Source organism: Robertmurraya siralis (genome assembly GCF_005502275.1).
In the GTDB taxonomy this organism is placed as follows: domain Bacteria; phylum Bacillota; class Bacilli; order Bacillales; family Cytobacillaceae; genus Robertmurraya; species Robertmurraya siralis.
Genome location: NZ_SWLZ01000024.1, coordinates 56,811 through 67,418, shown reverse-complemented (window position 1 = coordinate 67,418; position 10,608 = coordinate 56,811). Strand labels below are relative to the sequence as shown.

The window sequence follows — 10,608 nt, the reverse complement described above, 5'->3', positions numbered from 1 at the left end:
TTGAAATTGAAAAAGAATTTTACAACAAGGCTAAAAAATCAATGCTTAACCTTGAACATATTAACAAGTTCGAACAGTTAGAACTAATTTAAGGTTTGGTTTCTATGAAATACAAGAGTAAAGGAATTTCCTAAGGAGGTTTGACATGAAAGTTATCTCCATTAAGCAACCTTGGGCGACGTTGATCGCACTTGGCGAAAAACAATTTGAAACTAGGTCATGGGCTACGAAGCATCGAGGTCCTTTAGCGATTCATGCAAGTAAAAAAATTGATATTGAAGCATGCAAGTACCTTCCAATTACAGCGACTTTGAATAAACACGGAATTGTCCAAACAAACGATCTTCCAGTTGGGAAAATAATTGCTACAAGTAACCTAGTAGATTGCTATCAAGTGGAAACAGATGAGTTACTATGGGCAGATTTCACAAATGGAAAAACAGTAGATGGATTTGAATATCTGTTCGGTGATTATTCAGAAGGACGGTTCGCTTGGAAATTAGAAAATATTGTTACTCTTCCGGAACCAATCCCAGCGAAAGGGCAGCTCAGTTTGTGGAATTTACCAACATCAGATTTTGAAGTTGTGTACGAAGTTCCTCCAATGAGGGGGCTTTATCGTACAGTCATAAATGCAGTAAACGCAAGTCATGTAGAAGATATTGTACGAACAGATCCAGAAATGATGAATTATCGAATAAAAGAAATTAATGCAATAGATTAAGCAGAGAGTTTCGTAGTCGAAAGATGAAGCGACATAGAAAGGAGGAAAAGCAATGAGTAATATTCAAGGAAAAACAGTAGTTGATGAATTTGGAGTAGTTTTTACAAATGTGTTTTCCAGAGGAGAAACGTTGTTTGGTTACGATGTTGATGGAAACTGTTTAGAAATTATCTCGAAGTATGAAGTGCTTTAGTAATAATGATGAACATTTCGAACCAAATATGAAACTCGTTGATAGGAGTGTTGTCTTGTGAATAAGTGTAAGACATGTAGGGGTATGGGCTTCACATTTACAGGCTTAACATATGTCGAAAAATGGTATGGTCTTCAAGCTGTAAATGTAAAAGTACCATGTAAAAAGTGTTATGGAAAAGGTGTTAGATAGATTAGTTGATTAGGAGGAATAGAGGATGGCTAATACACAAGGAATGAAAATAAAGTTTACAGTATTTAAAAACGAGGATATTGAAAAGTTGTCAAAAATTCGTAAAGCATATTTAAGTGAAGCTCAAGAAACAATCGTAAAAAATAGGTTAGCAGAAGGAAAGCGCGGATTACCTAAATATCTCGTGATCAACACGGATGAACCGTATGCGGATGAAGTCATTGAAATTATGAAGCGACATGGTCATTGGGGTTAAGGAGGGAAAGAGGATGCCAGAAGATATCCAAGAGTTAAAATCTCATTTGGAGAATATGAGGGGACAGTGCATTTTAGGACAATGTTGTGCCGAGCTTGATGTTCACGATATGACAGTCCTATTGACGATGATTGATAAGCATGAAAAACAGCAGCAGGAAATCGAGAAGCGAAATGATGTTGAATTTGAGTTAAAAATTGGACTTCAAAATCTAAAAGAAGAAATTGAACGGTTGGAAAAATGCTTTAAAAAGTAGGAGGAGTTAATTTGGATAATTTGAACGTTATAAAAAATCGCTACGCTTATAGTGATGATCGAAAGTGTTGTGATTTGCAAACTGTATTTGAAACAGATTTAGAAGATCATAGCGCTGATATTGCTTATTTAATTGATAGGAGTGTTAATCAATGAAATTACGGCAGCGTAAAAAAATCTTAAAACGCTCTGGATATAAACTACATCAAGAAATGACATTAACATCATTAGAACTAAAAGTATGTGACAGAGAAGTAGAATCAAAGTTCACCAGTGCTTTGCACTACTTTAATAAAAAGGAATTTGATGAAGGAACCATTTACAAAGGCAGCTATATAGAACGGTTAACCAATTTATACAAGGATACAGTTACTATCGAAAACATAACTGGGGTTAAAAGGTTAGTTGATTAGGAGGGAAAGAGGATGCCAGAAAGCGCATTTAAAGGAACGGTAAAAGAAGGATTTGAACGTCGCTTCACTGTTATCAATGAGCGAGATTTTCAAAAATATGTACCAGAATCAATACAGCATGACTTTTGGGTTGAGTTTAATCAAGCACAAAATTGGATAGAAGATGGCAGGATGCAAGAAGGAAAGCAACCTTTTAATAATTATGTGGTTATTAATTTGGACGAGCCTTACATCAAGGAAATCATTGAAATTATGAAGCGACATGGTCATTGGGGTTAATAAACACAAGGTAGGTTCTGTTGATTAATCGAGAAGGGGTGAAAGAAGTGGACTTACAAAAACTGAAAAAAGGATATGCTAGTGCTCAGGTTGAGGATTTTAATGGAATCCAAATCGTTTCAGTTAATAAAAAGCACTTGGATTGGTTTTTTGAACAAATTGAGCAACAGCAGCAGGAAATTGAAGGCTTAGAAGAAGAAAACGGGGCAATGGCTGAAAAGCACGCTGAAAAAGATGTAGCTATAAATAATTTATTACAGGAAAACAAACGCCTGAGTGAAGCGTTAAATGAGATAAGTCAAATTGGTTACTCGGATAAGTTTGGTGGTGGTTGGACTTACACTGGGGAGCATCACGCAAGATGTATGAAAATCGCTATGGAAACTTTAAAAAAGTATTTTTAAATAGTTCGAAGATTTTAGGAAACAAAAGATAGATGGAGTGAAGTAAATGAGAAAAAAACCATTAATGAAATATGCGTGTATGCAATGCGAAAGTGAAATGGTAACTCAAATACAGACAAAGGAAAAAGAAATAAAAATGTCTTGTCCATTCTGTCAGGGAGAAGTTCAGGCAGTAGCTGGTCCGTGTGATGATAATGAGTTATTAAATGAAATGGGTTGTCTATATCCAAGTGGATTACAAGTTAGACCCAGTTAAATAGAAAGGATGCTATCCACTCTAAGATAGCATCCGGGCTTTCTTTCTCTCGATTATTTGCTCATACTTTAATCCTTTTATGATTAATTCAGCAATTGCTTGAGAACGGTTATCTTTTCGTTTACTGAAACGATAATCCTCAATTTTTTCTAACAAAATAGGTGTCAATGATATTGTGGTTGTTGGTTTAGATGAATCTTTTCGAATATGGGCCATAGTGTATTCTCCTTTATTTTTAAATTTACGTAATACGTTGTTACTTTAGTCTTTTTGCAATACTAAAAGGTGATGTAATTCACAATCTAACACAGTACAAAGAGTCTCTAAAGTGTCATATGAAACATTGTTGTTTTGGTTGTTATAAAACTTATCGAGAGTGCGACGGCTGATAGTCAAACCTTTGTTTTGAATCATCCGGTGCAATTCCGAAACACTCTTGATTCCCTTTTCAGCCATTACAACAGCTAAACGATTCTTAATCATTTTTTTACTCCTTTCTAACATAAGTGCACATTTTTGATACTATTATACAAATTTTAATTATATAGTGCAACATTTTTATATCTTTTATACGTAATATATATACTCTTGGTTTCGTTTTTAGAACAAAAGTAGTAATTTTTTTCTTGAGATTTTTCCTACAAAAGTGTAAAATAGAACTACAATGGTGATAATTTGAAAGGAGGGTTGTTATGCCAATCCGGAACAATTTGCTAATTCTTATGGCTAAAAAAAACATTAGGTCATACAGTGAATTATCTAGGCTTACTGGTATCAGTTATAGAACTGTTTACAAATTTGGGAATGGAAAAAGTCAGAGGTTTGATGCTGAAACAATGGAAAGGTTGTGCAAGGTGCTGGAATGTGAGCTTAAGGATTTAATTTATTTTGATAAGAAAGGGGTGATTTGATGAAGATTCATGTTGAGGACAAGCTATATATTGAATCTGATGAAAGACAGTTTGTTTTAAAGGAGTATACAGGAAAGTTAGACAATAAAGGAAATGAAATCTATAAAACACTGGGCTACTTCAGTAAAATCAACCAAGCCTTAAAACATTTAGTTAAGTTAAAAGTAATGAAGTCTGAAGCTACAAATGTCAAAGAATTGATTGGTGATGTGGAAAGAATTGAAAGAAAGATTGAATCACTTATCAAGACATAAAAAATCCGATGCTACCAACATCGGACTCAAAAAACGTTCATTTTTAATAGTATATTCCCTGCGGTCAATTATATACCATATTTTTCATTTTGACCACAGGGAACGTGTATTCGGAATTGAGAGGGTGAAAAGATGCAGAAAAATTACTTCGCTATTATCCCTGCAAATGTCCGATATGATAAAGATTTAACTCCTAATGCTAAGTTACTTTATGGAGAAATCACAGCATTGTGTAATGAAAAAGGATTTTGCTGGGCTACAAATAATTACTTTTCTGAATTGTATGGTGTTAGTAAGAAATCAATATCCAAATGGATTAACCAGTTAATTCAAAAAGGATATGTATCTTCTGAAATTCAGTACAAAGAGGGTAGTAAAGAAATCTTCCATAGGTATTTACGAATTGTTCCATACCCTACGGAAGAAAAGTTCCATACCCCTATGGAAGAAAAGGTTAAAGATAATAATACAGTTATTAATAATACATTGAATAATACAAAAGAATATAAACCTTCTCGTCGCAAACAAGTTTACGACAAGGACAGCATTCACTATCAACTCGCCTTAAGATTATTTGAAAACATCTTAGCAAATAATCCAGATTTTAAAAAACCGAACCTACAGAATTGGGCTAATGATGTTAGGTTGATGATGGAGAGAGATAACAGAACAGAAAAGCAGATTAGTTATTTAATGGATTGGGTGCAAAATGATTCTTTTTGGAAATCGAATATCTTGTCTGTGTCCAAGCTTAGAGACAAATTTGACCAGTTAGCAATGAGGGTTAAGGAAGAATCAGTGAAGAGAAGTAAACCTGTTGAGAATCACGTACCGAGAGCATATCAAAGTTTACAAGATTGGGCGTGTGAGGATGAACCGCAAAGAGATTATTAATTTACTAGGAATAGCAACAGCAAATTTCCCTAATATGCAAAATAAAGAAATGACACCAACAGCTATATTATGGGAAAAGTCATTGTCTGACCTTTCGTATGAAGTAGCTGAAAAAGCAGTAATTAAAGTATTGTCTACATCACGGTTTTTTCCCACTATTGCTGACATAAGAGAAGCTGCAGCACAAATAACACAACCGAGAACCCTAGACGCAATGGAAGCATGGGGATTAATAGGACAAGCTATTCGGAAGTACGGATTTTATCGACAAAAAGAAGCGATGGAGTCTCTGCCTGAAGATGTACGAGAAATGGTTAAGAGATTCACTTGGCGAGAACTGTGTTTGAGTGAAGAACCAGAAATCTTGAGGGCACAATTTAGAAAAGCGTGGGAAATCCAAAGTAAACGAGCAACTGAATTAAAAGCTTTGCCTATTGATATAAGAAATCTTATTGAAGGGGTTTCAGAAGGGATGAAGCTAATTGAGTAGTGAAATAACTTTCGAAAAGCAGAACAAGGCACGGATGGAAAATTACTACCTGCGTAATCGAAGAAATATTATTTATACATCACTAGAAGAAATCGAGGACACTGATTGGTTTTGGTGTCCTTCCGAGATAGAGAAGTTCGATAATTTATGGAATGAAGGTAAGCCAATTAAAGAAATGGCACAGGTGTTAAGAAGAACGGAAACAGCGGTGTTCTTGTTGTCATTAGATAGAATCTTCAAAGGGTTAATTAAATCAAGAGAGTGGAGGATTTTTTAAGGGGGAAGGTACGTGGAAATCATTCAATCATTGAAAGCTGTAAGAGATGTATACATCAACTACCCCAAGAGGTTAGAACTCAATCAAGAAGAATTAAAGAAAATCGATTCCGAGATACAAGACATTCTCCATGTAATTGAACTAACCTCTTTCAACGCCAGTGATGGTTATAAGTGGGCAAAAGAACTACAAAGGCTTAGAAAGTCTCGTAGGATGCTGAAAGATGAATTAGAACAACTTGAAAAGATAAAGGATTTTTTGAACTTCCCTAAGCCTACCGAAAAGGTAATCAATAAAACAATTGGAGAATTAAGAACCATCGAAAGCCGGAAAGAAAATAGAACTTACCACATGAGAATGCGTAAGGATTTGCAGGAATTAATCAAATGAGGTGGTAAAAATGGATTCAAAAAAAATACCAATAAAACCTATTGATATGAACTTTGAGAATTTACCATTACAGAATTTTAATGTAGGTAAATATGAACAAATTGCATTAGAAATAGGTAAATTAGTAGACAAGAAGAACCAAGCCTATGGGGATGCCTTTAACAAGTCTGATGAATTTCTAAAACTTCTCTATCCAAATGGAGTAAGTCTAGAACAATACAGCGATATGTTAGCGATAGTAAGGGTGTTTGATAAGTTGATGAGGATTGCAACAGCAAAAGATGCACTTGGGGAGAATCCTTGGAAGGACTTAGCTGGATACGGAATATTAAAAAGTGAAAAGGAGTGAAACCTTAATGAACTATCAAAACATGTTAGTCACATTAAAAGCACAAGCAACTCCTGAATTAGTAGAGGATATTCAAAACTTCATTAAAAAGTTGGAAAAGGAAAGAGATAGTTATCTCCACCAACTATTAGATAGCCGAGATAAGCTCCATACACAAGATTATCAAGCCGAGAACCAAGCGAAAGTTATCGAAATGACTAAAACTACATTAGAAACGTATGAACGTGAGAATAAGGCATTAAGAGCGTTGGTGAGGGAATGGGTTTAACCTTCAATCCTGTTCCAAAACCGCAGCATAAGCGAAGAGTACCCAAAAGGGGAGACAGAGGGAAGTTTTCTCCTAAGACAATTAAAGCGATATGTGAGCGTGACAATTATCAGTGTGTAAGATGTGGCTCATATCACTTAGAAAAAGTTCCTCACCACGTCATATATAAATCACAACTAGGAGAAGGAACTAAACGAAATGGTGTCAGTATATGTATCTCTTGTCATCAAGAAGCCCACGCCAAGAAAGAGATTAGGAAATGGTTTGAGGAATGGGTAGAAAAAAATCTTGATGAAAATGGGGATAGGATATATGACAAAGTGGACTAATGCCCAATGGTTAGCATGGCAAAAGCAAGTAATAGCAGATGAATACAAAGACCTTACTCCAGCGCGAATAAACAGCGAGAAGCAATTCACTCGAACAGTAAAAGATTCACTCCCAAAGGTGCAGAAACATGTTAGAAACTAGACGTGTAACGAGTCATACAGCGAAAACATTTGACGAAGAAGAACTAACAGTCCTTGTAGTTTGGGAACCGAACGTTAAGAAAGAGGATTTAAAAAAACAGAATATCTTCAGCAAACAGCATGAGGTATTAATCTTTAACGGACATTCATACGATTTCAAACAAAAAAGAGCATAGAAAACCAATTTTCATGATACGTCAAATTCAGTCGTTCCACAAGAGAACGAATATTCGGAGGTAATGACAAATGATGAACCGAGTTATTTTAGTAGGGCGTTTAACCAAAGAGCCTGAACTTCGATATACACCTAATGGGGTACCAGTAGCGACTTTTACATTAGCAGTAAATAGACCTTTCTCTAATCAACAAGGTGAACGTGAAGCGGACTTTATAAACGTGGTGGTATGGAGAAAACCAGCCGAGAACGCAGCAAATTTTTTAAAGAAGGGAAGTCTTGCTGGAGTAGATGGTCGTATCCAAACACGCAACTATGAGGGGCAAGACGGAAAAAGAGTCTATGTAACAGAAGTAGTGGCTGAATCCGTTCAGTTCCTGGAACCAAAGGGGAATAACATTCAACAGCAAAACAATACGAATACAGAGCCACAGACGAGGGTAGATAATGACCCATTCGCAGGTGGCGGTCAGATAGATATCAATGATGATGATTTACCTTTCTAGAAGGTGGCTTGCATGTATTTCGAAGATGCAACCAAACAACAACTAATACAAATTGCTTTGTTTGAAGATTGTCCCATCGATTACAAGTTTGAAGCAGTTCGAGAATTACAAATGCGACAATGGCATGATGATTATTTAATCGATTTAATTCGGCTATGGGGAGAGGGTAAATCCTCTTTCCAGATAGCCATTGAATTAGGGATAGAAAAGAATGCGGTGGAATGGCAGTTACAGAAACATGATTTGTACGGAAGGAGGAAAAAACATGAACCTAAGTAAACTCTTTGAAACTCAAAAGGTACTAAGAAACCGAATAAAATACGAAGGTGAAGATAGATTTGAAAAGCTAATCCTTGCTTTACTTGTAGAACTTGGTGAATGTGCGAATGAATGGCGAGGGTTTAAGTTTTGGAGTAAGGACCAGCAGCCGAGAACAAAAGTGTATTATGGACCACCTGAAATGCCTGATGTAGGAACATACGAAAATCCGTTATTAGAAGAATACGTGGACGGATTACATTTTATTCTTGAATTAGGGCTCGAGTATGAATTAAATGATTTTAAATACGCTGTATTTATTTGTGACAGTGTAGAAAAACAATTTATTTACTTATACAGAGCTACAACGGATGTGTTTGCGCAGGATAGATTAGATCGTTCATTGCATTATTACAGAAATTTAATTCAATTGTACTTTGGTTTGGGTGAAATGCTTGGCTTTACATGGGAAGAAGTAGAACAAGCCTATTACAAAAAGAACAAAGTGAATCATCATAGACAGGACGTGGGGTACTGATGAATAAAGAAGAATTAATCACTGTTATCCTGTTATGGACAAAATTTAGCGAAGAATATTTACGAGGATTGAAAAAATCTGAGTTAGAGAAAATTTATTGGGAGCGTGTGGAACGTGGGTAAAATCGCTTCAAGAAAAGTAGTTATTGACAATATCGAGTTTGATAGTTTAACAGAAGCAGAATTCTATATGTATTTAAAAAATCGTAAAGATGTCGAAGCGATTTATCTACAACCTCAGTTCACCTTATTAGAACCATTTGAAATTAGTTGTGGTCGTTGCTATATGGGAAAAGTTAAATCTCCTAAGACAGGAAAAATGATTAAGTGTAAAACTTGTGGAGGAACTGGTGTAAGAACACGTCAGGCATGGACATATAAGGCTGATTTTGAAGTATGGTATAAGGATGGGGAAATTGCTGTAATTGATGTAAAAGGATTTGCTAATGAACGATTCCCTTTAGTTCGAAAAATGTTCGAAAATAAATTCAAACATGAATTACTGGTTGTAAAAAAAACCAAAACAGGGTGGAAATATGTTTAAGGAGCTGGTAAAGGATGGCTCAAAAGAAGGATTGGACTGAAGAATATCTTGTAGAATTGGTTAAGTATAACAGCATGTTAAAAGAGATACCCTTAGAAAGTCGTATCCAACGAATTGAAGTATTATCCAAGCAATTGGTTTTAATCGGGAAGTTAGCTGCTGAGTTTTCAGAACGGTATAAAAAAATATACGCTACCCGCAAAAGAGTATATGCAGAAGCTGAGATAGCAGCACCTAAAAACAAACAAGCTCATGCGGAGTTAGCAGTAACAGAATTAAGGGAAGAAGAAGCACAAGCTTATGGAAATATGAAACGGTGGAGCAATGCTTTCGAAAGCACGAAAGAAGAGATTAACGCATTAAAGTACAAAGTTAAAATTGATATAGAGGATGGTTCGTCAAGGAGGGGTAGTTAGTGACGACGGCAGTTAAATTCAGTAAACACCAAATATATGGCATCTTACGAGATTATCATTGGATGGTAAAAGAGATAAAAAGAATAGACCGAGAACTTCAAGAGACAGATTTTCAAGGAACAGCACAGTATGGCATAGAGGCCACTTTGCCGAAACCTCAAGGTGTAGTAGGAAGAGCGTTAGAAAGTGAAGCAATAAGACGAGTGAATAAATCTAAACGCTTAAATAAGTTTATTCAAGAAGTAATTTTCATTAATGAGAATATTCCTAACATCACGGATGAAAAAGAAAAGGTGGTTTTGGATTGTTTGCTAGACGGAATGAGTTTGACAGCTATATCTATACATTTAGGCGTTAGTAGAAGACACGTTTCAAATTTAAGGGATGGAATTGTTGATAAATTAGCTAAATGAAAAATAAAATGGTAAAAACACTTGTAGGAGGATTGAAAAATAATGAATAAATTAATATGTTACATGAATGGGTGTAATAAAGAAAGAAAACCCAATAAATGTCTTTGTGACTCCTGTGTAAAATTGAACCAAATTTCCCACAAGTAACAGTTTTTGAAAACAGTTTACTAGTTAAGTTATCTTTAAGTTAGAAGAATTTAGGTTAGCGGAAACTAACCTATCGAATTATTGGTAGTAAGATGTAGTTCAGAGGAAGGCGGTACTCTCAAAAGAGGGTGTCGCCTTTATTCTTTGTAAACTAGGTGTATATGTAAGCCTTATTAATTTGACCTATATACGAATCTAATGTTAGTGGCGTTGATGGAGTAGCAGACGTGCCGATTATTAAGCAGTACATCTAGTTTAGAGAGAATAAATCTCTTTAGTCGCTTGTTCTTGTAAGATATGGGTTATTCCTGTCGGTCAGTACGTTCCACGTATTGCC

Annotated in this window: 29 protein-coding genes; 27 read left to right on the top strand and 2 right to left on the bottom strand. The window is 35.4% G+C overall.

Annotated features, from left to right (window positions below; all coding sequences use genetic code 11):
- Positions 1-145 precede the first annotated feature (145 nt).
- From FCJ93_RS20605 to FCJ93_RS20575, 9 genes are all read left to right on the top strand, one after another.
- Positions 146-724, top strand: coding sequence for an ASCH domain-containing protein (locus FCJ93_RS20605; RefSeq protein WP_137744580.1), 579 nt, complete (start codon positions 146-148; stop codon positions 722-724).
- 52 nt (positions 725-776) lie between these two features.
- On the top strand, positions 777-917 hold the full coding sequence (locus tag FCJ93_RS25105) for a hypothetical protein (protein WP_170211368.1): 141 nt from the start codon (positions 777-779) through the stop codon (positions 915-917).
- 217 nt (positions 918-1,134) lie between these two features.
- Positions 1,135-1,365 carry a hypothetical protein gene (locus tag FCJ93_RS20600; RefSeq protein WP_137744579.1) on the top strand — a complete coding sequence of 77 codons (231 nt, stop codon included), beginning with the start codon at positions 1,135-1,137 and terminating at the stop codon, positions 1,363-1,365.
- A 13-nt stretch (positions 1,366-1,378) separates the two neighbouring features.
- Positions 1,379-1,621 carry a hypothetical protein gene (locus FCJ93_RS20595; protein ID WP_137744578.1) on the top strand — a complete coding sequence of 81 codons (243 nt, stop codon included), beginning with the start codon at positions 1,379-1,381 and terminating at the stop codon, positions 1,619-1,621.
- Between the two features lie 11 nt (positions 1,622-1,632).
- Positions 1,633-1,776, top strand: coding sequence for a hypothetical protein (locus FCJ93_RS25100; protein WP_170211367.1), 144 nt, complete (start codon positions 1,633-1,635; stop codon positions 1,774-1,776).
- Entirely contained in the window at positions 1,773-2,033 is a 261-nt protein-coding gene (locus tag FCJ93_RS20590; RefSeq protein WP_095306779.1) for a hypothetical protein, read from the top strand. Before FCJ93_RS25100 ends, FCJ93_RS20590 begins: the two co-directional genes overlap by 4 nt.
- Before the next feature lie 12 nt (positions 2,034-2,045).
- Positions 2,046-2,312, top strand: a complete 267-nt coding sequence (locus FCJ93_RS20585; RefSeq protein WP_137744577.1) for a hypothetical protein — start codon at positions 2,046-2,048, stop codon at positions 2,310-2,312.
- A 20-nt stretch (positions 2,313-2,332) separates the two neighbouring features.
- Entirely contained in the window at positions 2,333-2,716 is a 384-nt protein-coding gene (locus tag FCJ93_RS20580) for a hypothetical protein (protein ID WP_137744576.1), read from the top strand.
- Positions 2,717-2,762: 46 nt separating this feature from the next.
- Positions 2,763-2,972 carry a hypothetical protein gene (locus FCJ93_RS20575; RefSeq protein ID WP_137744575.1) on the top strand — a complete coding sequence of 70 codons (210 nt, stop codon included), beginning with the start codon at positions 2,763-2,765 and terminating at the stop codon, positions 2,970-2,972.
- Positions 2,973-2,993: 21 nt separating this feature from the next.
- Here the strand turns inward: FCJ93_RS20575 and FCJ93_RS20570 are convergent, their stop codons facing one another.
- Both FCJ93_RS20570 and FCJ93_RS20565 read right to left on the bottom strand, forming a co-directional pair.
- Positions 2,994-3,188, bottom strand: a complete 195-nt coding sequence (locus FCJ93_RS20570) for a hypothetical protein (protein ID WP_137744574.1) — start codon at positions 3,186-3,188, stop codon at positions 2,994-2,996.
- A gap of 45 nt (positions 3,189-3,233) precedes the next feature.
- A complete protein-coding gene (locus FCJ93_RS20565; RefSeq protein ID WP_137744573.1) occupies positions 3,234-3,455 on the bottom strand; it encodes a helix-turn-helix domain-containing protein in 222 nt (73 codons plus the stop codon).
- Positions 3,456-3,664: 209 nt separating this feature from the next.
- On the opposite strand from FCJ93_RS20565, the gene FCJ93_RS25980 reads away from it, so the two are divergent.
- From FCJ93_RS25980 to FCJ93_RS20485, 18 genes are all read left to right on the top strand, one after another.
- Positions 3,665-3,883 carry a helix-turn-helix domain-containing protein gene (locus FCJ93_RS25980; protein WP_137744572.1) on the top strand — a complete coding sequence of 73 codons (219 nt, stop codon included), beginning with the start codon at positions 3,665-3,667 and terminating at the stop codon, positions 3,881-3,883.
- The gene (locus FCJ93_RS20555) at positions 3,883-4,137 is read left to right on the top strand and encodes a hypothetical protein (RefSeq protein WP_137744571.1); all 255 of its coding nucleotides are present in this window, start codon (positions 3,883-3,885) and stop codon (positions 4,135-4,137) included. Before FCJ93_RS25980 ends, FCJ93_RS20555 begins: the two co-directional genes overlap by 1 nt.
- 132 nt (positions 4,138-4,269) lie before the next feature.
- Positions 4,270-5,031 carry a helix-turn-helix domain-containing protein gene (locus FCJ93_RS25560; RefSeq protein WP_137744570.1) on the top strand — a complete coding sequence of 254 codons (762 nt, stop codon included), beginning with the start codon at positions 4,270-4,272 and terminating at the stop codon, positions 5,029-5,031.
- The gene (locus FCJ93_RS20545) at positions 5,009-5,521 is read left to right on the top strand and encodes a replicative helicase loader/inhibitor (protein WP_137744569.1); all 513 of its coding nucleotides are present in this window, start codon (positions 5,009-5,011) and stop codon (positions 5,519-5,521) included. The genes FCJ93_RS25560 and FCJ93_RS20545 overlap by 23 nt, the downstream gene beginning before the upstream one ends.
- On the top strand, positions 5,514-5,798 hold the full coding sequence (locus FCJ93_RS20540) for a hypothetical protein (RefSeq protein ID WP_137744568.1): 285 nt from the start codon (positions 5,514-5,516) through the stop codon (positions 5,796-5,798). The genes FCJ93_RS20545 and FCJ93_RS20540 overlap by 8 nt, the downstream gene beginning before the upstream one ends.
- Positions 5,799-5,810: 12 nt before the next feature.
- The gene (locus FCJ93_RS20535; protein ID WP_137744567.1) at positions 5,811-6,188 is read left to right on the top strand and encodes a hypothetical protein; all 378 of its coding nucleotides are present in this window, start codon (positions 5,811-5,813) and stop codon (positions 6,186-6,188) included.
- Between the two features lie 10 nt (positions 6,189-6,198).
- Positions 6,199-6,537: a hypothetical protein gene (locus FCJ93_RS20530; RefSeq protein ID WP_137744566.1), complete on the top strand. Its 339-nt coding sequence runs from the start codon at positions 6,199-6,201 to the stop codon at positions 6,535-6,537.
- Between the two features lie 7 nt (positions 6,538-6,544).
- Positions 6,545-6,805, top strand: coding sequence for a hypothetical protein (locus tag FCJ93_RS20525; RefSeq protein WP_137744565.1), 261 nt, complete (start codon positions 6,545-6,547; stop codon positions 6,803-6,805).
- Positions 6,796-7,134: an HNH endonuclease gene (locus FCJ93_RS25975; RefSeq protein WP_137744564.1), complete on the top strand. Its 339-nt coding sequence runs from the start codon at positions 6,796-6,798 to the stop codon at positions 7,132-7,134. Before FCJ93_RS20525 ends, FCJ93_RS25975 begins: the two co-directional genes overlap by 10 nt.
- Complete coding sequence (locus FCJ93_RS25095; RefSeq protein WP_170211366.1) at positions 7,118-7,276, top strand: hypothetical protein; 159 nt, start codon at positions 7,118-7,120, stop codon at positions 7,274-7,276. Before FCJ93_RS25975 ends, FCJ93_RS25095 begins: the two co-directional genes overlap by 17 nt.
- Complete coding sequence (locus FCJ93_RS20515; protein ID WP_137744563.1) at positions 7,263-7,451, top strand: hypothetical protein; 189 nt, start codon at positions 7,263-7,265, stop codon at positions 7,449-7,451. The genes FCJ93_RS25095 and FCJ93_RS20515 overlap by 14 nt, the downstream gene beginning before the upstream one ends.
- Positions 7,452-7,521: 70 nt before the next feature.
- Complete coding sequence (gene ssb / locus FCJ93_RS20510) at positions 7,522-7,956, top strand: single-stranded DNA-binding protein (protein WP_137744562.1); 435 nt, start codon at positions 7,522-7,524, stop codon at positions 7,954-7,956.
- Positions 7,957-7,968: 12 nt separating this feature from the next.
- On the top strand, positions 7,969-8,235 hold the full coding sequence (locus FCJ93_RS20505) for a hypothetical protein (protein ID WP_137744561.1): 267 nt from the start codon (positions 7,969-7,971) through the stop codon (positions 8,233-8,235).
- Positions 8,222-8,752 (top strand): dUTP diphosphatase, encoded by a 531-nt coding sequence (locus FCJ93_RS20500; protein ID WP_137744560.1) that lies wholly within the window; start codon positions 8,222-8,224, stop codon positions 8,750-8,752. The genes FCJ93_RS20505 and FCJ93_RS20500 overlap by 14 nt, the downstream gene beginning before the upstream one ends.
- Complete coding sequence (locus FCJ93_RS25310; protein WP_213085523.1) at positions 8,752-8,874, top strand: DUF1574 domain-containing protein; 123 nt, start codon at positions 8,752-8,754, stop codon at positions 8,872-8,874. Before FCJ93_RS20500 ends, FCJ93_RS25310 begins: the two co-directional genes overlap by 1 nt.
- Entirely contained in the window at positions 8,867-9,295 is a 429-nt protein-coding gene (locus tag FCJ93_RS20495) for a DUF1064 domain-containing protein (RefSeq protein ID WP_235879555.1), read from the top strand. Before FCJ93_RS25310 ends, FCJ93_RS20495 begins: the two co-directional genes overlap by 8 nt.
- 14 nt (positions 9,296-9,309) lie before the next feature.
- Positions 9,310-9,711 (top strand): hypothetical protein, encoded by a 402-nt coding sequence (locus FCJ93_RS20490; protein ID WP_137744558.1) that lies wholly within the window; start codon positions 9,310-9,312, stop codon positions 9,709-9,711.
- A complete protein-coding gene (locus FCJ93_RS20485) occupies positions 9,711-10,124 on the top strand; it encodes a helix-turn-helix domain-containing protein (RefSeq protein ID WP_137744557.1) in 414 nt (137 codons plus the stop codon). The genes FCJ93_RS20490 and FCJ93_RS20485 overlap by 1 nt, the downstream gene beginning before the upstream one ends.
- Positions 10,125-10,608: the final 484 nt, after the last annotated feature.